Source organism: Sinorhizobium sp. KGO-5 (assembly GCF_036245905.1).
Classification (GTDB): domain Bacteria; phylum Pseudomonadota; class Alphaproteobacteria; order Rhizobiales; family Rhizobiaceae; genus Sinorhizobium; species Sinorhizobium meliloti_A.
This window is the reverse complement of record NZ_BDIZ01000001.1, coordinates 766,467-788,397: the sequence shown is the minus strand read 5'-3', so window position 1 is coordinate 788,397 and position 21,931 is coordinate 766,467. Positions and strand designations below refer to the sequence as shown.

Genomic DNA, 21,931 nt, shown 5'->3' with positions numbered 1-21,931 from the left:
CGGAACGGAACAGATGCGCAGACTGATCGACAAGACGCTCGTCGTCGCGAGCCATAATGCCGGCAAGATCCGTGAGATCCGCGATCTCATCGGGCCGCTCGGCTTCGAGGCGAAATCGGCAGCCGATCTCGATTTCGTCGAGCCGGAAGAGACCGGCACGACCTTCGAGGAGAACGCGACGATCAAGGCGCTCGCCTCGGCCAGGGCTTCCGGACTGCCGGCGCTTTCGGACGATTCCGGTCTTGCCATCGACGCGCTCGGCGGCGCCCCCGGCGTCTACACGGCCAACTGGGCCGAACGTGAGGACGGCAGCCGCGACTTCCAGATGGCCATGGAAAAGGTCGAAGAGGCGCTCCGCGACAAGGGTGCGGTGACGCCCGAAAGCCGTACCGCACGCTTCGTGTCCGTTCTCTGCCTTGCCTGGCCGGACGGGCATGTCGAGCTCTTTCGCGGCGAGGTCGAGGGTTATGTCGTCTGGCCGCCGCGCGGCACCAGCGGCTTTGGCTACGATCCGGTCTTCCAACCGAAGGGCTACGACACCACATTCGGCGAAATGAGTGCGGAGGAGAAGCATGGCTGGAAGCCCGGCGATCCCGAGGCTCTGTCGCACCGCGCACGCGCATTCAAGCTGTTCGCCGAAACCTGTCTCGGCGCCTGAGTAGAGAGACGATGCAGATAGCCCCGCTTTCAGCGATCGGTGACGGCATGGATCCCGGTTTCGGGGTCTATGTGCACTGGCCGTTCTGCGCGGCGAAATGCCCCTATTGCGACTTCAATAGCCATGTGCGCCACCAGCCGGTGGATCAGCCTCGCTTCGTCGCCGCATTTCTGAAGGAAATGGCTGCGGTGCGCGCGCTTTCCGGTCCGAGAACCGTCACCAGCATTTTCATGGGCGGGGGTACCCCGTCGCTGATGGAGCCTCAGACGGTGGAGGCGATCCTCGACGGCATTGCCCGGCGTTGGCACGTGCCCGATGGCATCGAGATCACCATGGAGGCGAACCCCTCCAGCGTCGAGGCGACGCGCTTCCGCGGCTATAGGGCGGCCGGCGTCAACCGCGTCTCGCTCGGCGTCCAGGCTCTCAACGACCGTGACCTCAAATTTCTCGGGCGGCTGCACGATGTCGAGAATGCGTTGAAGGCCGTGCGGCTCGCCCGCGAGATCTTTCCGCGGATGTCCTTCGACCTGATTTATGCGCGGCCGAACCAGACGGTCGAGGAATGGGAGCGCGAACTGAAGGAGGCGGTTTCCTACGCCGTCGATCATCTGTCGCTCTACCAGCTTACCATCGAGGAAGGGACGCCCTTCTACGGCCTGCACAAGGCAGGCAAGCTCGTCGTTCCGGATGGCGAGCAGTCGGCTGTCCTCTACGAGGCCACGCAGGAGATCACCGCGGCGATCGGCATGCCGGCCTATGAGGTCTCCAACCATGCCCGGCCGGGGGCCGAGAGCCGGCACAACCTCACCTATTGGCGCTACGGCGACTATGCGGGCATCGGCCCCGGCGCCCACGGGCGGCTGGCGATCGGATCAGGCAAGATCGCGACCGCAACCGAGCGCAACCCCGAGGCATGGCTGCAACGCGTCGAAGAATGCGGCGAAGGCCTGATCGAGCGGGAACTGCTCGATTTCGAGGCGCAGGCCGATGAGCTTTTGCTGATGGGGTTGAGGCTGCGCGAAGGCGTCGATCTCGCCCGCTGGCAGACCCTCTCGGGCCGCGATCCGGATCCGGCCCGGGAAGAGTTCCTGATCGAGCATGGTTTCATCGAACGGATCGGCAATTCGCGGCTGCGCTGCACGCCCGCCGGAATGCTGATCCTCGACGCCGTGGTGGCCGACCTCGCCTGCTGATCGCGGGCCGAGCGGTTCAACCGCCTTCCTTTACCGGTGCGACGATCCCCCAGGTAACCCCGAAGGGATCTTTGAGCTGGCCGTAATGATCGCCCCAGAAGGCGATCTCCAGCGGCATCGTCACCTCCGCGCCGGCCTCCACCGCCCGTTTCCACCAGAAATCCGCGTCGTCGACGACGAGGTGCAGCACGAAGCCCTCCGGCGGCTTCCAGGGATGGCCGAATTCCGGGAAGGGATCGTTCAGCATCAATGCGCCGCCGTTGATCGTCAGGTGGCAGTGGATGAGGCGCTTTCCGTCCTGGGCAAGTTTGCGGTCCTCCTCCTTGGCGCCGAAAGCGCGGACGTAGAAGGCCGCCGCCGCATCTGCATCCTCCACGTTGAGATAGGCGATGACGCCGGGCATGGGCGGGCGCGACGGTGCTTGCCAGTCGACCTCGGATCGGGGATCGAGGTCGATCGCCGCCTTGAAGCTCCCGTCCATGTAGAAGGGAACGGATTCGTGCTGATGGGCGATCTTCCATCCCTTGTCGGTGCGCGTCAGGCCCAAGGTCAGGCGATACCAGAGCGCCGCCTTCTGACCATCGTGCTTCTCGCCGGAAAGATGCGTCAGCGCAGTGGCGAAGGCGACGTCGCCGCTCACCGAAACGTCGAGATCCTCAAGGGTGAAGCCGAGCGGTCCTTTCCACGTGGAGAACCACTGCTCGAGGCCGCCGGCATCTGCGTCGGAGGCCTTGAGGGGCGGCGCCAGGGAAAAGACGAGGCAATCGTCCGTGCCGTGGGCGAGGACGCGGGCGGCATCCTTCCGGCGCAGCGCCTCCGCCCAGCCCCCGATTACCTCCTCGATTTCCGCAATGGCCGCATTGCTGCTCCCGGTAATGGTCATGACCCCGTCCTCCTCTCAGAGTTTCGCAACGAGTGTTGCAAGCTGATCGGCGCATTGGCCCCAGCCCTCGTGGAAGCCCATCTTCTCATGGGCATCGCGGTCCTCGACGCTCCAATGGAGCGCGCGGGCCGTATAGCGGGTCTTGCCGCCCTCGTTCTCGAAGGTCATGACCGCCGTCATGAACGGCTTCTCGGACGGCTTCCAGGCTTCCGTAAAGGCATCGGTGACGACGATCTTCTCGTTCGGCACGACTTCCAGATAGACGCCCTGATTAGGATAGAGTTCGCCCTCGGGCGAGCGCATGACAAAGCGGTTGATGCCGCCCGCCCTGACGTCGAGCTCCGCTTCCGTGATCGTCCACGGCAGAGGGGCGAACCACTGCTTCAGAAGCCCGGCTTCGGTGAAGGCCCGGTAGACCTTCTCGCGCGGGGCATCGATCAGCCGGGTCAGAACCAGTTCGCGTTCGCCGCCGGAATTGGTGTCGGTCGCTGCAGTCATTTTCGAATTCCTCCATGTTGGTTCATTCCAAGGACGAAAGAGGATGCCGCCTGCCGACAGGGGTCAGAAAAAATTATCGCTCTTCTTCTTCCGCGACCGTCGCCGGCTCGGCCGCGAGGTGATCGAGCTGCATGCGGATATAGGCCGCTTCGGCCGCGTTAGTGGCCAGCGCGATCGCCCGGTCGAAGGCGGCGCGCGCCTCGCATGCCCGGCCGAGTTGCTTCAAAAGGCCGCCGCGCAGGCCATGATAATAGAAATAGCCGGAAAGCCTCTCCCCAAGGGGCTCCACCATGGCCAGCGCGGCCTCTGGTCCCTCCCGTTTGGAGACGGCGACCGCGCGATTGAGCGTGACGACCGGAGAGGGCTGCAGGCGCTCGAGCGCCTGGTAGAGGAGGTCGATCTCCTCCCAATCCGTCTGCTCCGGACGTTCGGCGCGGGCATGCAGGGCGGCGATCGCTGCCTGTATCTGGTAAGGCCCGGGGCGGCGATGGCGCATTGCCTTGTCGATCATCGCCAGCGCCTCGGTAATCATCGGCCGGCTCCAGAGCCGCCGATCCTGATCTTCGAGCAGGACGACGGCGCCATTGGCATCGAAGCGCGCGCGGGCGCGCGAATGCTGGAGCAGCAGAAGTGCCGTCAGTCCCATGATTTCCGGCTCGGCGGGAAACAGCCGCAGCAGCAGCCGCGACAGGCGGATCGCCTCGTCGCAAAGATCGGCGGAGACGCCCTCGGCGCCGTTCATCGCCGAATAGCCCTCGTTGAAGACAAGATAGATCATCGTCGCGACCGCAGCGAGCCGCTCGGCGCGATCGACGGCATCGGGTGTCTCGAACGGGATGCCGGCGGCCGCCACGCGGGCCTTGGCGCGGGTGATGCGCTGCTCCATCGCGGCTTCGCTGACGAGAAAGGCACGGGCGATCTGCCTGACGGAGAGCCCCGATACGATGCGCAGTGCAAGCGCGATCTGCTGGGTTGCCGGAAGCGTCGGATTGCTGCAGACGAAGAGCAGCCGCAGGATGTCGTCGCGGTAATGCGCCCCGTCGAGGCGATCGGCGAGTTCACTCTCCCGGTCTTCGAGATCGGAGAGCAGTTCCTCCGGGGGCAGCGCCGTCTCGCGCGACTGCCGCCGCACCTTGTCGATGCCGCTATTGCGTCCGACGAAGATGAGCCAGGCGGCGGGATCGCGCGGCGGACCGGTACGGGGCCAGTTTTTCAGCGCCCGGATACAGGCCTCCTGAAATGCCTCCTCCGCCAGATCGAGATTGCGAAAGTAGCGCAGCAGCGCACCCATTGCCTGCGGCCGCGCGGAAACAAGAGCAAGATCGATCCAGCCTGTGTCGGTCATGAGGGCAACTCACCGGGTTTATAAAGCGCGAGCGGCCGGACTTCGTAGGAGCCCGTGCTCGGATTGGCGTTACTCAGATCGCGCGCGAAGTCGAGCGCCTCGTCCAGCGAGGCGCAATCGATCAGGTAGAAGCCGAGCAACTGTTCCTTGGTCTCGGCGAAGGGGCCGTCGATGACGATCGTCTCGCCGGCGCTGTGGCGCAGCGTCGCCGCCGCCGTCGTCGGCACCAGGCGCGCTACGGGCCCCAGCTTGCCCGCTTCGACATATTTGCGTTGGACGGCGCTCAGATCACGCATGACCCGCTCGTCCTCCTCCTTGCTCCAGGCACTGGTGACGCTTTCATCGTTGTAGCAAAGCACGGCGTAAAGCATTGAAAATCTCCGCTCTGGTCTGAAGACGAATGGCGGTATTGATAGCCGACAAGCGGGGCGAAAAAAACGCTCAACAAAAAAGCCCGGCGGACCGGGCTTTTCGTAACTTCGAGCTTACCTGATTCTATTCGTTGATCAGTCGCTTCAAAAGCTCGATCTCGTGGCTGAGCTTGGTGTCGGCAGAAATCAGTTCCTCGATCTTGCGCACCGCATGGAGCACGGTCGTGTGATCGCGCCCGCCGAAGCGGCGGCCGATTTCGGGGAAGGAGCGTGGGGTCAGTGTCTTCGACAGATACATGGCGATCTGGCGCGGCTTGACGATGACGCGGGTGCGGCGGTTCGAAACCAGTTCCTGACGCGAGACGTTGTAGTGCTTGGCGACCACGCGCTGAATATCTTCGATGCGGACGCGGCGCGGTTCCCCGGCATTGACGAGATGGCCGAGCAGTTCGTCGACCCGCTCGATCGAGAGCTGCGGCTCGAAGGAGCGACGGAAGAGAAGCTGATTGAAGGCGCCCTCGAGTTCGCGGCCGCTGGCTGTCACGTTGCGGGCGACATGGCTCAGGATCTCGGGCGGAATTTCGAGCGAGGCATCGTCCTGGCGCGCCGCTTCGAGACGACGCTTCAGCATTTCCAGGCGCATCTCGTAGTCCGGCCCTTCCATCTCGATCGCCACGCCGCCTTGCAGGCGCGAGCGAACGCGGCTGTCGAGCGATTCCAGCTCCCAGGGTGCACGGTCCGCGGCGACGACCACCTGTTTGGCGGAGTCGAGCAGCATGTTCAACAGATGGCAGAACTCGTGCTGGATCGACTTGCCCTGCAGGAACTGCATGTCGTCGATAATGAGAAGGTCGATGTTGCGAAGCGATTCCTTCAGCGACAGCGCGTCGTTGTCGCGGATCGCCGTCGCGAAACGCCACATGAAATATTCGGCCGTCAGATAGACGACGCGCGGCGCGCGCGCACTCTGGAGGGCCGCGAGAGCGATCGCCTGCAGGAGATGCGTCTTGCCGAGACCAACGCTCGAATGGATGAAGAGCGGATTGAAGCGCACGGCGCCGGCGCCGGCCTCGGCAATCGTACGCGCTGCCGCGAGCGCGACCCGGTTCGACGAGCCCTCTACGAAACTATCGAAACCGTAGCGCTGATCGAGAGGCGAGCCAAAAAGCGGCGCCTGGACCGGTCTCGCCGGAGCTGCCGCAACCGTGGCGGCGGCAATTGCCACGGAGGGGGCCGCCGAACGGCGGGAAGGAGAGACGGGCGCCGCTTCGGCAACCGCGGCAACGCTCTCCTCAGGAGCCGTCGGGCGATGACCGCGGGTCGCAGTGCGCACGAGGATCTCCACCTTCAGTATTTCGCCGTCCTCCTGCTGGACGAGCGTGGTGATCAGATCGAGATAGCGATTATTGATCCAGGACTTCAGAAAAGTCGTCGGGACCGAGAGGCGCACGACGCTTTTCGACACTGAATGGAGCTTGAGGCGTCCAAACCAACTTGCGAAGACATCCGGTCCGACCTGGGCTTTCAAGCGCGCACTTACCCGCTCAAACAGTGCGTCATGCCGCATGTCGTGTTTTTCCCCCGCCGCCTGAGACTGATTGCTTCCGGCCTGAAAACCTTCAGGTGCCGTCGCCAAATTCATCCGCATCTTGCCGCCTTCCAATTTCATTATTCCGACGCCGTCATTTCTGGCGGCCTCATCTTTATGTCCGCCCGCCACGGCCGCTCAAAGCCATGCCGCGTCAGCCGGACGCTCTGATACGCACCGAACCCGGGCTCCTCATATCCCGTCACGGCGCGCTGCGCTCATTCGCTCGCCTTCGCCTCAAGCAAATGTCCCCTCGCACTTCGCCTTACCGATTCTGCACGGCTATTTTCAAGCCGACCAGAACCGTTTTTCCTCGTTGTCGGCTGACCGCACCCTCGTACGTAGCGGACAGCCCGAGCCTCCTTCTTCCTATCCCATGCATTCGCAAGGCTAAGCCCGGCCGGCAACCATAAGACGAAACGTCCTCGCTCCGGTGCGAAGGCTCGCCCGGTTTTATCGTCTCGACTTGTTTGATTGATCGACGTGGAATTAACCCCGCCACAGGCGACGGAAAGCCCAAAGTCACCCCGATTGGAATGACCCTTAAACTTCCTCGTACAGATGTGATCTGTGTCCCCTGTGGAAGGCATTTAGGCAGGATCGCCCGGCAAGATCAATGGCGTTTTTTACCCGCTCGTAAGCGTCGACAGTTGACTCTCGTGCCGTGTTTTGCATGCCGCTCCCGAGTCCGGCGAGAATCCCTGTTGAATCAAGGGTTTTGTTTTTTGTGTTCTTGCTTAGCTGGCGAAAAAGAAAAAAAATAAAAAATGGCTTGACTCACTTCGGACTCAATCCGCCCGCGCCGCGAGACCACATTTTTGCCGCAACCTCTCATAACCCACTGAAAAAACTGCGTATTTTTTGTCACGGGATTGACACGAGCGTGACCAGGTCAATCGCGCGCACCGTTGACGACGGCACGAATCGGAAAAGCCCGGCAGTAACGCCGGGCGCTTCATCAACAGCTTTTTTCTTAGCCGGGTTAGGCCGAAAGGCTCTTCACGCGCTGTGCCAGGCGCGAAACCTTGCGCGATGCCGTGTTGGAATGCATTACGCCTTTTGTGGCGGCGCGCATCAGCTCCGGCTGTGCCGCCTTCAGGGCAGCGGCTGCGAGTGCCTGATCGCCGGAAGCGATCGCTTCCTCGACCTTGCGGACGAAGCTGCGGATGCGCGAACGACGGGCCTTGTTCACTGCGGTACGGCGTGCGATCTTGCGGGTCGCCTTTTTCGCCGAAGTTGTATTGGCCATTGATGCCTCTCTTCGAAAACTGACATGGACTCCGCCTCGCCGTGCCGGGTCACTGCGACCTGTCATACAAGCAATTCGGGAGTATTATCGGAAAGCCTCGAACGAGGGCGTTCCAAACTGAGGGCGGCGTATAAAGGGAAACCGCCCGCACGTCAACGCGCAATTTGAGAAAACAGAGTCCTGTCCGTGGCTCACCTGTGTTTGAATTCGGCTTTGCGCTTGGCGACGAAGGCGGCCATGCCCTCTTTCTGGTCCTCCGTTGCGAAAAGCGACTGGAAGAGCCGCCGCTCGAAGCGCAGGCCCTCGGCGAGCGTCAGTTCCAGAGAGCGGTTGACTGCCTCCTTGGCCATCATAGCCGCCGGCAGCGAGAATGACGCGATCTTCCTCGCGGCGTCGAGCGCCTCCTCCAGGAGCCTGTCCGGAGCCACCACGCGCGAAACGAGCCCCGAGCGCTCGGCCTCCGCCGCGTCCATCATGCGGCCGGTGAGAATGAGGTCCATGGCCTTCGCCTTGCCGACTGCGCGGGTCAGGCGCTGCGATCCGCCCATGCCGGGAATGACGCCGAGCGTAATCTCCGGTTGGCCGAACTTCGCCGTTTCGGAGGCGATGATGAAGTCGCACATCATGGCGAGCTCGCAGCCGCCGCCGAGCGCGAAACCGGATACGGCGGCGATCATCGGTTTGCGGGCGTTCGCGACATGCTCCCAGCCGCCAAGGAAATCGGCGAGGTAACCGTCGACGAAATCGAGCCCCTGCATCTCCTTGATGTCCGCGCCGGCGGCAAAGGCCTTCTCGGAGCCGGCAAGGACGATGGCGCCGACGTCCCTGTCGGCATCGAAGGCCTTCAGCGCGGCATCGAGCTCGCGCATCAGCACCGCATTCAGCGCATTGAGCGCCTGCGGCCGGTTGAGCGTGATCAGGCCCACCCGGCTCTGCGTTTCGACCAGCAACGTCTCGTAACTCATTCCCGTCTCCTTCACGCGTTGTCGCAAGATTGAGCGGAATGTGCCATGCCGCCCTATTTCTGGCAGTGCGGACAATAAAAGGTCGAACGTCCCGCCTGTACTATGCGGGCGACCGTACCGTGGCAGCCGGGCGTGCGGCAAGCCTCGCCTTCCCTGTCATAGACGGAGAAGCTGTGCTGGAAATAGCCGAGACTGCCGTCCGCCTGAATGTGATCCTTGAGCGAGGAGCCGCCGGCGGCGATCGCATCGGCAATCACGGCGCGGATCCTATCCGTCAGTGCAATCAGCGCCTGTTTCGGGCGGCCCCGCCTGTCGACGAGCGTGCCTGCCGCCCTTTTCGGCGAGAGGCCCGAGCGCCACAACGCCTCGCAGACATAGATATTTCCGAGCCCCGCGATCGTCCTCTGGTCAAGAAGAGCGGCTTTCAGCGGCTGGACCTTGCCGGCGAAGCGGGCGGCGAGATAGGCGGCGTCGAGGGCATTGCCGGTCGGCTCCTCGCCGAGGCCGCGGAGATAGACGTGGTCGGCGAGCGCAGAGCGCCGTGCCAGATCCATGAAACCGAAGCGACGCGGATCGTTATAGATCACCCGTGCCGGACCGGAGCCGCCATCGAGATGGAAGACGACATGATCGTGCTTCTCGTCCTTGCCGCGCGGGTGGTGGAAGGCGCCGGGCGTGGCCGGATTCGCGCCAGCCTCTATCGGGCCCTTCTCGATCCGGAACGAGCCGGACATGCCGAGATGGGCGATGATGACGTCGCCGCCCTCGAGCTCGATCATCAGATATTTGGCGCGCCGCGAGAGGGCGATGATGCGGCGGCCCGCGACCGCGTTGGCGAAATTCTCGGGGAACGGAAAGCGCAGATCCGGCCGGCGCAACTCCGCCCGCACCAGAAGCGCACCCTCCATGGTCGGCGCCAGTCCGCGCCTGACCGTTTCCACCTCGGGCAATTCCGGCATCGGCCGTGTTCCTTCATCCTTTATTCATCGCACCCGCCCGCATGAGCGGCACGCCATTCCCATGACGCCGTCGATAGCCTATATCCCGCTGCATGCGGCAGCCGGTCGCCTCTCGCTCAGATAGCGTGCACGGAGCGATTTCGCTATGGTGCCGGCAAAATTCGTTGAAGTGGAGTTTCGTATGGCGGATGAGCGCGTATCGGCGAGGGGCGGAATGGAGACCTCATTCGGTTTCCGCGAAGTCGGCACGGGCGAGAAGCAGCCGCTCGTCAACGACGTCTTCCACAAGGTCGCCAAACGCTACGACATCATGAACGACGTGATGTCGGCCGGGCTGCACCGCGTCTGGAAAGATGCGATGATCGCGGCGCTCAACCCGCCGAGCCGCGAGGGCTATCGGGTTCTCGATGTCGCCGGCGGCACCGGTGACATCGCCTTCCGCATCGTCGAGCGCTCCGGGCGCAAGGCCCATGCGACCGTCCTCGACATCAACGGCTCGATGCTCTCGGTGGGCGCCGAGCGCGCCCGCAAGAAGGGGATCGACGCCAATCTCGACTTCGTAGAGGCCAACGCCGAAGACCTGCCCTTCGCGGCGAATTCATTCGACGCCTACACGATCGCCTTCGGCATCCGCAACGTGCCGCGCATCGAGGTCGCGCTCAAGGAGGCCTACCGCGTGCTGAAGCGCGGCGGCCGGCTCCTCGTGCTCGAATTCTCCGAAGTGGAGATGCCGCTGCTCGACCGCTTCTACGACGCATGGTCCTTCAATGCGATTCCGAAATTCGGCAAGCTCATCACCGGCGACGATGCGCCCTACCAATATCTGGTGGAATCGATCCGCAAGTTTCCGAACCAGCGTGATTTCGCCGCCATGATCCGTGATGCCGGCTTCGCCCGCGTCTCCTTCACCAATTATACCGGCGGCATCGCAGCGCTGCATTCCGGCTGGAAAATCTGAGCGCATGAGCACTCCCGGAGCATATTTCCGTCTCATACGGATCGGCTGGGTCCTTGCGCGCGAGAATGCGTTTGCCGCGGTCCCCTCCGAACACCTGCCCCCGCTCGCACGATTCGTGCAGAAGCTCGCCGGCCTGCTCGCCAGCCGCGAGGCCCGGTTCGGTGCGCGCAGCGGCCGCCTCGCCCGGGCGGTGGAACGGCTCGGCCCTTCCTATGTCAAGATCGGCCAGTTTCTCGCGACCCGCCCGGACGTGGTCGGCGCCGAACTTGCCGCCGACCTCTCGCTGCTCCAGGACCGCATGGCGACTTTTCCCGAGAGCGCGTCCAGGGCCGCGATAGAGGCGTCTCTCGGGCGCCCCGTCGGCGAGCTCTTCGTCGAATTCTCCGAGCCGATCGCAGCCGCATCGATCGCCCAGGTTCATCCCGCCGTGGTCATGCGCGACGGCAGACGCGAAAGGGTGGCCGTCAAGGTCATCCGCCCGGGCGTGCGCCAACGCTTTGTGGCCGACATCGAGGCCATGTATCTGGTCTCGCGCATGCAGGAGCGATTCCTGCCCTATACGCGCCGCCTGAGGCCGGTCGAGGTGACGAAGACGCTGGAGCAGACGACCAAGGTCGAAATGGATCTGAGACTCGAGGCCGCGGCGCTTTCCGAACTTGGCGAGAACACCAGGGAGGATTCCGGGTTTCGCGTGCCCAGGGTCGATTGGGAGCGCACCGGCCGCGACGTCGTGACGATGGAATGGATCGACGGCGTCAAGATGTCGGACATCGAAGGGCTGAAAAGGGCCGGCCACGACCTGAACCGCCTGGCCGAAACGCTGATCCAGTCCTTTCTGCGCCACACGCTCCGGGACGGCTTCTTCCACGCGGACATGCATCAGGGCAACCTCTTCGTCGACGATGCGGGCCATATCGTCGCCGTCGACATGGGGATCGTCGGCCGCCTCGGCCGGAAGGAACGACGCTTCCTGGCCGAGATCCTCTACGGCTTCATCATGCGCGATTATCAGCGCGTCGCGGATGTGCATTTCGAGGCCGGTTACGTTCCCTCGCACCACGACGCGGCAAGCTTCGCCCAGGCGATCCGCGCCATCGGCGAGCCGATCCACGGCCAGCCGGCCGAGACGATCTCGATGGCGAAGCTGCTGACGCTGCTGTTCGAGGTCACCGAACTTTTCGACATGCAGACCCGCCCCGAACTGGTGATGCTGCAGAAGACGATGGTCGTCGTCGAGGGCGTCGCCCGAACGCTCAATCCGCGCTTCAACATGTGGAAGGCGTCCGAACCGGTGGTCGGCAAGTGGATAAGGGACAATCTCGGGCCGAAACGCATCGTCGCCGACCTGCGCGACGGCGTTCATGCGGCGCTGCGGGTTGCCGAAGCGCTGCCGGAGATCGCAGCCCGGACCGAGCGGTTCTCGGCGGAAATCATGGCAATGAGCGAGAACGGCCTGCGCTTCGATCCGGAGACCGCGGAAGCGATCGGCAGAGCCGAGGCGCGCCATACGCGCTCGGGCCGTACCGCGCTATGGCTTATCGCGGCGACGCTCGTCTACATCGCCTGGCAGCTTGCGTGAACGGAGCGGCGGGCCGCCTTGCCAGCCGGCCGGGGAGAAGTGCCAGGCAGCCAGGCGTTGCCATCGATCAAAGCAGGAGGAAGGAATATGGATCTCGGCATTAGCGGCAAAAAGGCGCTCGTTCTCGGTGGCAGCAAAGGGCTCGGGCGCGGTATCGCCGAAGCGCTTGCGGGGGAAGGCGTTGCGGTCGCGCTGACCGGCCGGAACGTCGAAACCGCAGCCAAGGCCGCAGCGGAAATCGGCCCGAATGCTGCCGGCTTTTCGCTGGACCTGGCAAAGCCTGAAGTCGTCGACCCCTTCCTCGATCGGCTCGCCGCTACATTCGGACAGATCGATATTCTCGTGCTGAACGGTGGCGGTCCGCCGCCGACGAATGCTGCCGACATCGATCCCGGCTTCTGGCGGGCCCAGTTCGAGGCGATGGTGCTTTCCGGCATGCGCATTTCGCACCGCCTGCTGCCGTCGATGCGGGAGCGCCGCTTCGGCCGCATCGTTGCCGTCGCCTCCACCAGCATCCGCGAGCCGATCCCTGGCCTGACGGCGTCCAACGCGTTGCGCAGCGCGCTTGCCGGCTGGATGAAGACGCTCGCCAGCGAGGTGGCAGCCGACGGCGTGACCGTCAACATGCTCCTGCCCGGCCGGCTTGCGACGGACCGGACCCTGAGCTTCGATCGCATGGATGCGGAGGCCGAGGGCGTCAGCGTCGAAACCGTTGCAATGCGCAGCCAGTCGGAAATTCCGCTCGGGCGCTATGGGACGCCGGCCGAGTTCGGTGCTGCCGCAGCCTTTCTCGCAAGCCGCCAGGCCGCCTACATCACCGGGATTGCGCTGCCCGTCGACGGCGGGCTCAGCCGTTCGATGCTCTGACCATGTTCATCCCGCTTCAGAGATCGGCTGCACGAGGCCTGTTGCGCTACGCCGTCATCGCTCTCGTCACTCTTTTCAGTCTAACAGGGGTCGCGAAGGCTGCCATGCTGGATAAAGAACTCCTCACGGCCGCCCGGCTGGGCAATGCCGCCGAAATCAGCGCTCTCGTAGAGCGCGGCGCACACGTGGATGCCCGCGACGAAACAGGCGCGACGGCCCTGCTCATCGCCACGCATGAGAACAATATCGAGGCCGCAAGGGCTCTCATCGCGGCCGGCGCCGACGTCAATGCCAAGGACCGCATCGAGGACAGCCCTTATCTCTATGCCGGCGCGCGCGGCCATCTCGAAATATTGAAGATGACGCTCGCGCATGGCGCCGATCTCAAAAGCACCAACCGCTACGGCGGCACCGCCCTCATTCCGGCCGCCGAGCGCGGCCATGTCGAAACCGTGAAGACGCTGATCGATGCCGGGGTTGCCGTCGACCATGTAAACCGCCTCGGCTGGACGGCGCTCCTCGAGGCGATCATCCTCGGCAGCGGAGGCGACAGCCATACGGAGATCGTCAGGCTGCTGATCGAGGCCGGTGCGGATGTCGACCTGGCGGACGGCGAAGGCGTTACGCCCCTCGCCCATGCTAAAAGGCGAGGGTTCCGGCGGATCGAGCGCCTCCTCCTCGCCGCCGGCGCTCATCAAACGGCGGAATGAAGGCTCAATGTACGTCGAAAATCAGTGATTTATGCGCGGCCACGGCTGCCGTGACGCCATCGCCGACCGCATGCGAGACCGAGCCCGCGCCCCGCGCGGCATCGCCACAGGCATAGATGCGCTCGACGCTCGTCTCCTTTGCCTCGTTCGTCCGGATATAGGGTCCGAGCGGCCCGTCCTCGAATTCGCAGCCGAGCGCTGCAGGCAGATCGCTCGCCATGCGGGTGCGCGACGCGACGAACAGGCCTTCGAGAGAAACGGTCCGGCCGCCATCGAGAACCACGCTCGCCTTCGCTCCGTCGACAGCGACGACCCTCTCCCTTTCGATCTCCACACCGCGCGCTTCCAGCATGGCGGCCTGAGCGGCATCGGGCTCGAACGCTCCATTGGCGAAAAGGGTGGTCGGCCCCCAGTCCGGCAGCATCATGGCCTGGTGAAAACTGGACTCACCGGTTGCGAGAACGCCGATGCGGCCCTGCCCTAGCTCATAACCATGGCAATAGGGGCAATGAAAGACGGCGCGGCCCCAGCGTTCCTGAAGCCCCGGTATCGACGGCAGCTCATCGACGACGCCCGTTGCCAGGATCAGCCGCCGCGCCGCGATCTTTTCGCCCTGCACCGAGACGACCAGATTGGCGCCGTCGCGGCGCGCCGTATCGGCCGTTCCTTCGACGAAACGCACATTGGGATAGGCCAGCAACTGTTCCCGGCCGTGCGCCGCGATCGTCGCAGGCGCCTCGCCGTCCCGGCTGAGGAACCCATGCGACGATTCGGCAAAGCGGTTCCTGCGCGCGCCCGCATCGACGACGACCACGGAGCGTCTGGCTCTGGCCAATTGCAATGCCGCCGACAGCCCTGCATAGCTTCCACCCACGATCGCCACGTCTACCGGCATCACATCAACCGCCATGGTTCTGCTCCTTCATCTGCTGGCGACGGATCGCCATTCGTCGCTGGAAATCGTTTGAAAGATCTGCGAGGCTTATTCGTTCCAATCGCTGCATGAGAAGCGCCTCGGCATCCCGGAGCGCTCCGTCCATCGCGGCATTGACCGCCTGCTCCACCACACAGCCGGGAGCCTCGGTTCGGTTGCCGATCGCAAACACGGGCGGTTCACCGAGCGCGGCATGCACGTCCGCAAGGCTGATGGTTGCGAGATCGCGCACGAGCGACCAGCCTCCGCCATGCCCCTTTTCGGAGCGGACGAGACCCGCTTCCCGTAAACCCGCCATGGTGCGTCGGACCACGACGGGATTGGTGGAGAGGCAGGCTGCCAACTCCTCCGAGGTGATGGTTTCACGCTCCGCCATGTGGAGGAGCGCATGCAAAGTAATGGAAAGTCGGCTATCGCGTTTCATGTAACTCAACGTGTTACGTGAAGCGCGGAAAGTCAAGCTTCAAATTCGGCCTGCACTCGAAATCAGGTGCGCAATTGCGTGCGGGAAGACGGTCGAGTAGGGTCGCCGGAAACGAACGGGAGCGGCTGGAGCCGAAGCGGAATGACACTGTCGGGCAAGCGCATTCTTCTCATCATAGCCGGCGGAATCGCGGCCTATAAGAGCCTCGACCTGATCCGCCGCCTGCGCGAGCGCGGTGCCGACGTGCGCCCGGTGATGACGGCGGCGGCGCAGCGTTTCGTCACGCCGCTGACCGTCGGCGCGCTTTCGGCCTCTCACGTTTTCACGGAGCTTTTCTCGCGCGAGGACGAGCAGGATGTCGGTCACATCCGGCTGGCGCGGCATTGCGATCTCGTGGTCGTGGCCCCGGCAACGGCCGACCTGATTGCAAAGATGGCGCACGGTCACGCCGACGACCTCGCCTCGACGGTGCTCCTGGCGACCGACCGGCCGGTGCTGCTCGCGCCGGCGATGAACCCGAGGATGTGGTCGCACCCGGCCACGCACCGCAACCGCGCGACGCTCGCCGGCGACGGCGTCCGCTTCGTCGGACCTGCCACCGGCGAAATGGCCGAGAGCGGCGAGGCAGGGGAAGGCCGCATGGCCGAAGCTCTGGAGATCGTCGCGGCGGTCGAGGAATTTTTCAACGGAGCAGGCCCGCTCGCCGGTCGCAAGGCCATCGTCACATCCGGACCGACGCACGAGCCGATCGATCCGGTGCGCTACATCGCCAACCGGTCGTCCGGCAAGCAGGGCCACGCGATCGCCGCAGCACTGGCGCGGCTCGGCGCCGAGGTCACGCTCGTTTCCGGGCCGGTGACGATCGCGGACCCCGCCGGCGTCCGCGTCGTACGGGTCGAGCGCGCCGAGGAGATGCGCGATGCGGTGTTGGCCGCGCTGCCGGCCGATGTGGCCGTCATGGTGGCAGCCGTTGCCGACTGGCGCGTCGCATTGGCCGCCGGCAACAAGATCAAGAAGCGGCCGGGCGAGGCCCCTCCTCCGCTGCAGCTTGCAGAGAATCCCGATATCCTGAAGACCGTCGGCCACCACGCATCGCGGCCTAAGCTCGTGATTGGCTTTGCCGCCGAGACCGAGAACGTCGCCGAGAACGGCCGCGCCAAGCTCCAGAAGAAGGGGGCCGATTACATTCTGGCCAACGACGTTTCGCCCGCAACCGGCATCATGGGCGGCGACCGCAATCGGGTTAAGCTGATCGGCCGTGACGGTACCGAGGAATGGCCGGAAATGGGCAAGGACGATGTCGCGGCGAAGCTCGCCGCGCTGATCGCGGCGAAGCTTTCATCCTGAGGACAGGCCGGAGGTGGGCGCTATTGCCAGGTCGGCCGTCCCGAAAAGGCGAACGTCGACGCCGTTTTCCCCGACGATGATCGCGGATCCGTCCGGAACCTCCACCCAGGCGCTGTCATCGTCATTGAGCGGCTCGGAGACGAGGCAATAGCCGCCACTCGACCCCATCGGACCTGCATAGAGCGTGGGAGCTTTCCAATCCGTGGCATAGCGGACCGCATAAAGATCGCGGCCGTCGGAGAAGGCCGCCGTGAAGCGCACGAGTGCCGGGCGTCCCAGGCGTTCGGCAAGCCGCTCGACGAAGGCGAGCGCCTCGGCAACGGCACCGAGGGGATCACGGTCGAGACCGAACTGCAGGGCAAGCAGGAAGAGCAGCTCCGAATCCGTCGTGCCGCTGCGCGCCGAATAGAGCTCGTTGTCGAGCATGGTCTCCATCGGCCGCCGCAAATGCTCGAAATCGCCGATCTGCCCATTATGCATGAAGGACCAGCGGCCGAAGACGAAGGGATGGCAATTGTCGCGGCGCGTGCCGCCGCCGGTGGCCGCGCGAACATGGGCGAGGAACAGCGGAGAGCGAATCTGCCTGGCAATGCTCTTGAGATTGCAATCCGACCAGGCGGGCAGGATGTCCCGGTAGCGGCCCGGCTCAGGACGGTCGCCGTACCACGCTATTCCGAAGCCGTCGCCATTGGTCGCCGTTTTCGCCCTGACGGCGCAATGGGATTGCTCGATCAGGGAATGCTTGGGCGACGTCACGAGTTCTTCGAGATAAAGCGGCTCTCCGCGATAGGCTGCCCAACGGCACATGCTCGATCACTCCGATTTCGCCCCGCCATATGAAAGCGATTCGTCCACCACCGTCACCAGTGATGTTTCAACGCAACATGGTAAAAATGCGTTAACACATTCTGCCCAAGCATAGCGGACCGGGCGGACACGCCCTGTTCCATCAGGCACGCGGGACCGGATTTTCGAACAAATATTCCATATTGACAATTCGCGCGCATTTCATTTCATTTCGCCGAGCACAGACAGGGCTTGGCCCGGGAGAAACGAGATGAGCGGCAAGCGCAGGCTGGGCATTGGCCTGATCGGGACGGGCTTCATGGGCAAGGCGCATGCCCTTGGGTTCACGATTGCGTCACGAGTCTTCGGCCTGCCCTTCGAGCTGGATCTCGTATCCGTCGCGGACGTGACGCAGGAGGGCGCGGAGGCGGCCCGCGGACAACTCGGCTTCCGCAAGGCGACGGCCGACTGGCGCGAACTTCTGACCGATCCCGAGATCGACATCATCGACATCACCACGCCGAACCTCCTGCACAAGGAAATGGCGCTCGCTGCGATTGCACACGGCAAGCACGTCTATTGCGAAAAGCCGCTGGCACCGACTGTCGCCGACTGCGCCGAGATGGTCGCCGCCGCGCAAAGGGCCGGCGTCGTCACCCAGGTCGGCTTCAACTATCTCAAGAACCCGCTCATTTTTCTCGCCAGGGACATTATCGAAAGCGGCGAGATCGGCGAAATACGGTCGTTTCGCGGCATTCATGCGGAAGATTTCATGGCTGATGAGAGCGTTCCGTGGGGTTGGCGGCTGGACCCGCGTAGCGGCGGCGGTGCGCTCGCCGACATCGGCAGCCACATTATCGCCTGCATGCGCCATCTCGTCGGGCCGATCCGGTCCGTACTGGCAGAGACCGTCATCCACGTTCCGCAGCGCCCTGTCACGCGCGGCGCCACAGAGACCCGGACGGTCGAGGTCGACGACGTCACGAGGGCCTTCGTCCGTTTCGAGAGCGGCGCGAGCGGAAGCTTCGAAGCGAGCTGGATCGCGACCGGCCGCAAGATGCAGCACGATTTCGAGATTTACGGCTCCAAGGGAAGCATCGTCTTCACCCAGGAGCGGCTGAACGAGATCAGGGTCTACTCCGCCGGCGACGACATCAGGAGCCGCGGCTTCCGGACGATCTGGGCGGGACCGGAGCATCCGCCCTACGGAGCTTTCTGCGTGGCACCGGGCCACCAGATCGGCTTCAACGAGCTGAAGGCGATCGAGGCCAACGAGTTCCTGGAAGCGATCGCCAAGGGCGGTAAGACCTCGACCGATTTCCGCGAGGGCTACGAAGTCCAGAAGGTCCTTTCCGCAACCTATCACTCCGCAAGGACGAACGATTGGGTGGAGATTGGCTGATCTCGGCGTCCGACTCGCTGCTGTCTTTGCCCCTCACCCTTACCCTCTCCCCGCGCGTGGGAGAGGGGACGTGCCCGATGGTTTGCGGGCGGTCATGGTTGCGAAGGTAGCGCCGCGAGTTTCCTTCGCCCCGCCTGCGGGAGACAAGCCTGAGGCGATGCGGGCATGCATACTTCCCGCTGGATAAGGAACCAAAATGGAACGTCCATTCTATCGCTGCAATGGTTAGTCGATTAAACTGAGGCAAACGACGAGAACGAGCCGGAGGCCCGAACGATGCCCACGCCTGAAACGATTGCCGATGTCCCGCAGGATTTCGAAACGCTGAAGGCGGTTATCCTCGAGCGCAAGGCGCAGCTGCCGAAACGGCTGAAACAGGTGGCCGCCTACTCGCTCGACAATCCGGACGAGATCGCCTTCGGGACGGCGGCGAGTATTGCGACTTCGGCCGACGTCCAGCCCTCGACGCTCGTGCGCTTCGCCCAGCACTTCGGCTTCGAAGGCTTTTCGAGCCTGCAGCAGATTTTTCGCGCACGCCTGCGGGAGCGTACGCCCGGCTACGAGGAACGGCTGAAGGCGCTGCGCCAGAACGATCACAGCAAGCTCGAAAGCGGATCGATCTTCAACGGCTTCGTTGCGGCCGCCCATCGCTCGCTCGACAACATCGCGACCTCGGTCGATCCGGAGGCATTCGAGCGCGCCGTCGGCATTCTCGCCAAGGCGAACACGATCTATCTCATCGCCAAGCGGCGCTCCTATCCGATTTCCAGCTACATGGCCTATGCTTTCGGCAAGCTGAAGGTGAAGTATCAGCATGTCGGAACGGCCGCGGGGATCGACGAGGACATGCTGGCTATGGCGACAAAGGAGGATGCCGCCTTTGCCGTCAGCTTCTCGCCCTACGCGTCGGAAAGCGCCAGCCAGGCGCGCTTGCTCGCCAACCGCAAGGTACCCGTTGTCTCGCTGACCGACTCCGCCTTCTCGCCGCTCGCCGAATCCTCCAGGGTCTGGTTCGAACTGGTCGAGGCCGATCATGCCGGCTTCCGTTCGCTCTCCGCCAGCATGGCCTTCGCCATGGCGCTGACCGTCGCAATCGCCGAGAAACGGCGCCGCATCGCCGAGGGCGAGTGAGTCAATATAGAACGGAAATTCCATATTGACGAAACAACGGAATTTATGTTTCATATGCTCGTCACCCATGGCATAGGCAGATTTGTCGGCGCCGGTCCGGCGTCCGCGGGGAGGAAGCAGTGAGCCAGATTTCGTCGGCCCAAGTTCCATCAGGTGCGGGTGCCAAGCCCCTCGACCTCATCACGATCGGCAGAGCTTCGGTCGACCTCTACGGACAGCAGATCGGCACGCGGCTCGAAGACGTGGCGAGCTTCGCCAAATCGGTCGGCGGCTGCCCCTGCAACATTTCCGTGGGCACAGCGCGCCTCGGCCTGAAATCGGCGCTCCTGACGCGCGTCGGCGACGAACAGATGGGCCGCTTCATCCGCGAGCAGCTTCAGCGCGAAGGCGTGGAGACGCGCGGCATCGTCACCGACCCGGAGCGGCTGACCGCACTTGCGATCCTCTCCGTTGAGAACGACAAATCCTTCCCGCTCCTTTTCTATCGCGACAATTGCGCCGACAACGCGCTTTGCGAGGACGATATTTCGGAGGACTTCATCGGTTCCGCGCGCGCGGTCCTCGTCACCGGCACGCATTTTGCCAAACCGAATGCGGACGCCGCCCAGCGCAAGGCGATGAGGATCGCCAAGGAAAGCGGCGCCAGGATCGTCTTCGACATCGATTACCGCCCTAATCTATGGGGTCTTGCGGGTCACGATGCGGGCGAGAGCCGCTACATCGCCTCGGACCGCGTTTCGGCGCATCTGAGGACCGTGCTCGGGTATTGCGACCTGATTGTCGGCACCGAGGAAGAGGTGCTGATCGCGTCGGGCGAAAGCGACCTCCTCGCGGCACTCAAGACCATCCGCTCCCTCTCCGAAGCCACGATCGTGCTCAAACGCGGACCGATGGGCTGCATCGTCTATGATGGACCGATCTCGGACGATCTCGAAGACGGTATCGTCGGCAAGGGTTTTCCAATCGAAGTCTATAACGTTCTGGGCGCCGGCGACGCTTTCATGTCAGGCTTTCTGCGCGGCTGGCTCACCGGCGAGCCGCACGCGACGTCCGCTACCTGGGCCAATGCCTGCGGCGCCTTCGCGGTCTCGCGCCTGCTCTGCGCGCCGGAAATCCCGACCTGGACCGAACTGCAATATTTCCTCGAGCACGGCAGCAAGGAGAAGGCGCTGCGCAAGGACGAGGCGATCAACCACGTGCACTGGGCGACGACGCGCCGGCGCGACATCCCGCTCCTGATGGCGCTCGCCGTCGACCATCGCAGTCAGCTCGAGGACATTGCGGAGGGAAATCCGGAACTGCTCTCGCGCATCCCGGCCTTCAAGGTGCTTGCCGTCAGGGCTGCGGCAGAGGTGGCTCAAGGCCGCTCCGGCTTCGGCATGCTGATCGACGACAAATACGGCCGCGATGCGCTCTATGCCGCCGGCGCCCATCGCGACTTCTGGATCGGCAAGCCGATCGAGCTTCCGGGATCACGGCCGCTTACCTTCGAATTCAGCCAGGACCTCGGCAGCCGCCTCGTCGACTGGCCGGTCGACCACTGCATCAAGGTGCTTTCCTTCTACCATCCCGACGATCCGGCCGAACTCAAGGCCGCTCAGGTCGCAAAGTTGCGTTCGGCCTTCGAGGCGGCGCGCAAGGTCGGGCGCGAGATCCTGATCGAGATCATCGCCGGCAAGCACGGGACACTCGACGACCGGACCATTCCACGGGCGCTGGAGGAGCTCTATGATGCCGGCTTGAAGCCGGACTGGTGGAAGCTCGAGCCGCAAGCGAGCCGCGCCGCCTGGGCTGCGATCGACGCCGTGATCGAGGCGCGCGATCCGCTTTGCCGGGGCGTGGTGCTCCTCGGCCTGGAAGCACCCTATGAGGTGTTGAAAGACGGTTTCGCCGCCGCCAGAATGTCGAAGACGGTCAAGGGATTTGCCGTCGGCCGGACGATCTTCGCCGACGCCGCCAAGGCCTGGCTTTCCGGCAGGATGACCGACGAGCAGGCAGTCTCCGACATGGCGGCGAAGTTCAAGGCGCTCGTCGATCTCTGGCTGCAATTGGGTGAGACCAAGGCGGCGTAGCGGTCAAATACA

21 protein-coding genes are annotated in these 21,931 nt (G+C 63.9%); 10 read left to right on the top strand and 11 right to left on the bottom strand.

What is annotated here, in order from left to right; translation table 11 throughout:
* Nucleotides 1–13 precede the first annotated feature (13 nt).
* Nucleotides 14–658, top strand: coding sequence for an RdgB/HAM1 family non-canonical purine NTP pyrophosphatase (rdgB, locus tag BHD07_RS03740; protein WP_018093981.1), 645 nt, complete (start codon nt 14–16; stop codon nt 656–658).
* An 11-nt stretch (nt 659–669) separates the two neighbouring features.
* The gene (gene hemW / locus BHD07_RS03735; protein ID WP_198516590.1) at nt 670–1,851 is read left to right on the top strand and encodes a radical SAM family heme chaperone HemW; all 1,182 of its coding nucleotides are present in this window, start codon (nt 670–672) and stop codon (nt 1,849–1,851) included.
* A gap of 16 nt (nt 1,852–1,867) precedes the next feature.
* On the opposite strand, the gene BHD07_RS03730 is transcribed toward hemW, so the two are convergent.
* The 8 genes from BHD07_RS03730 to mutM all read right to left on the bottom strand — a co-directional run bounded on the left by BHD07_RS03730 (nt 1,868) and on the right by mutM (nt 9,709).
* A complete protein-coding gene (locus BHD07_RS03730; protein ID WP_100669777.1) occupies nt 1,868–2,734 on the bottom strand; it encodes a nuclear transport factor 2 family protein in 867 nt (288 codons plus the stop codon).
* Nucleotides 2,735–2,749: 15 nt separating this feature from the next.
* A complete protein-coding gene (locus BHD07_RS03725; protein WP_100669778.1) occupies nt 2,750–3,232 on the bottom strand; it encodes an SRPBCC family protein in 483 nt (160 codons plus the stop codon).
* 73 nt (nt 3,233–3,305) lie between these two features.
* Nucleotides 3,306–4,577 (bottom strand): RNA polymerase sigma factor, encoded by a 1,272-nt coding sequence (locus tag BHD07_RS03720; protein ID WP_100669779.1) that lies wholly within the window; start codon nt 4,575–4,577, stop codon nt 3,306–3,308.
* Entirely contained in the window at nt 4,574–4,948 is a 375-nt protein-coding gene (locus tag BHD07_RS03715; RefSeq protein WP_018093976.1) for a YciI family protein, read from the bottom strand. The genes BHD07_RS03720 and BHD07_RS03715 overlap by 4 nt, the downstream gene beginning before the upstream one ends.
* A gap of 124 nt (nt 4,949–5,072) precedes the next feature.
* Nucleotides 5,073–6,515, bottom strand: a complete 1,443-nt coding sequence (gene dnaA / locus BHD07_RS03710; RefSeq protein ID WP_033047210.1) for a chromosomal replication initiator protein DnaA — start codon at nt 6,513–6,515, stop codon at nt 5,073–5,075.
* A gap of 1,003 nt (nt 6,516–7,518) precedes the next feature.
* Nucleotides 7,519–7,785 carry a 30S ribosomal protein S20 gene (rpsT, locus tag BHD07_RS03705; protein WP_003527759.1) on the bottom strand — a complete coding sequence of 89 codons (267 nt, stop codon included), beginning with the start codon at nt 7,783–7,785 and terminating at the stop codon, nt 7,519–7,521.
* Nucleotides 7,786–7,976: 191 nt separating this feature from the next.
* Nucleotides 7,977–8,750, bottom strand: coding sequence for an enoyl-CoA hydratase (locus tag BHD07_RS03700; protein WP_100669780.1), 774 nt, complete (start codon nt 8,748–8,750; stop codon nt 7,977–7,979).
* Between the two features lie 53 nt (nt 8,751–8,803).
* Complete coding sequence (mutM, locus tag BHD07_RS03695; RefSeq protein WP_100669781.1) at nt 8,804–9,709, bottom strand: bifunctional DNA-formamidopyrimidine glycosylase/DNA-(apurinic or apyrimidinic site) lyase; 906 nt, start codon at nt 9,707–9,709, stop codon at nt 8,804–8,806.
* 181 nt (nt 9,710–9,890) lie between these two features.
* On the opposite strand from mutM, the gene ubiE reads away from it, so the two are divergent.
* The 4 genes from ubiE (at nt 9,891) to BHD07_RS03675 (ending at nt 13,823) form a co-directional block, all read left to right on the top strand.
* Nucleotides 9,891–10,667, top strand: a complete 777-nt coding sequence (ubiE, locus tag BHD07_RS03690) for a bifunctional demethylmenaquinone methyltransferase/2-methoxy-6-polyprenyl-1,4-benzoquinol methylase UbiE (RefSeq protein ID WP_100670031.1) — start codon at nt 9,891–9,893, stop codon at nt 10,665–10,667.
* 4 nt (nt 10,668–10,671) lie between these two features.
* Nucleotides 10,672–12,246, top strand: coding sequence for a 2-polyprenylphenol 6-hydroxylase (ubiB, locus tag BHD07_RS03685; protein ID WP_100669782.1), 1,575 nt, complete (start codon nt 10,672–10,674; stop codon nt 12,244–12,246).
* An 87-nt stretch (nt 12,247–12,333) separates the two neighbouring features.
* Complete coding sequence (locus tag BHD07_RS03680) at nt 12,334–13,113, top strand: SDR family oxidoreductase (protein ID WP_100669783.1); 780 nt, start codon at nt 12,334–12,336, stop codon at nt 13,111–13,113.
* Between the two features lie 104 nt (nt 13,114–13,217).
* Nucleotides 13,218–13,823: an ankyrin repeat domain-containing protein gene (locus BHD07_RS03675; protein WP_100670032.1), complete on the top strand. Its 606-nt coding sequence runs from the start codon at nt 13,218–13,220 to the stop codon at nt 13,821–13,823.
* 4 nt (nt 13,824–13,827) lie between these two features.
* On the opposite strand, the gene BHD07_RS03670 is transcribed toward BHD07_RS03675, so the two are convergent.
* Both BHD07_RS03670 and BHD07_RS03665 read right to left on the bottom strand, forming a co-directional pair.
* A complete protein-coding gene (locus BHD07_RS03670) occupies nt 13,828–14,733 on the bottom strand; it encodes an NAD(P)/FAD-dependent oxidoreductase (RefSeq protein WP_100669784.1) in 906 nt (301 codons plus the stop codon).
* Nucleotides 14,723–15,181, bottom strand: a complete 459-nt coding sequence (locus BHD07_RS03665; RefSeq protein WP_100669785.1) for an Rrf2 family transcriptional regulator — start codon at nt 15,179–15,181, stop codon at nt 14,723–14,725. Before BHD07_RS03665 ends, BHD07_RS03670 begins: the two co-directional genes overlap by 11 nt.
* A gap of 141 nt (nt 15,182–15,322) precedes the next feature.
* Between BHD07_RS03665 and coaBC the strand changes: the two genes are divergently transcribed.
* Complete coding sequence (gene coaBC, locus BHD07_RS03660; RefSeq protein WP_100669786.1) at nt 15,323–16,528, top strand: bifunctional phosphopantothenoylcysteine decarboxylase/phosphopantothenate--cysteine ligase CoaBC; 1,206 nt, start codon at nt 15,323–15,325, stop codon at nt 16,526–16,528.
* Here coaBC and BHD07_RS03655 read toward each other — a convergent pair.
* Nucleotides 16,520–17,335: a class II glutamine amidotransferase gene (locus BHD07_RS03655; RefSeq protein ID WP_100669787.1), complete on the bottom strand. Its 816-nt coding sequence runs from the start codon at nt 17,333–17,335 to the stop codon at nt 16,520–16,522. The two genes, coaBC and BHD07_RS03655, sit on opposite strands and share 9 nt — an antisense overlap.
* 250 nt (nt 17,336–17,585) lie before the next feature.
* On the opposite strand from BHD07_RS03655, the gene BHD07_RS03650 reads away from it, so the two are divergent.
* The 3 genes from BHD07_RS03650 to BHD07_RS03640 all read left to right on the top strand — a co-directional run bounded on the left by BHD07_RS03650 (nt 17,586) and on the right by BHD07_RS03640 (nt 21,919).
* Nucleotides 17,586–18,716 carry a Gfo/Idh/MocA family protein gene (locus BHD07_RS03650; protein ID WP_100669788.1) on the top strand — a complete coding sequence of 377 codons (1,131 nt, stop codon included), beginning with the start codon at nt 17,586–17,588 and terminating at the stop codon, nt 18,714–18,716.
* 276 nt (nt 18,717–18,992) lie between these two features.
* A complete protein-coding gene (locus BHD07_RS03645) occupies nt 18,993–19,847 on the top strand; it encodes a MurR/RpiR family transcriptional regulator (RefSeq protein WP_100669789.1) in 855 nt (284 codons plus the stop codon).
* Between the two features lie 119 nt (nt 19,848–19,966).
* Nucleotides 19,967–21,919, top strand: coding sequence for a bifunctional 5-dehydro-2-deoxygluconokinase/5-dehydro-2-deoxyphosphogluconate aldolase (locus BHD07_RS03640; RefSeq protein ID WP_100669790.1), 1,953 nt, complete (start codon nt 19,967–19,969; stop codon nt 21,917–21,919).
* Nucleotides 21,920–21,931: the final 12 nt, after the last annotated feature.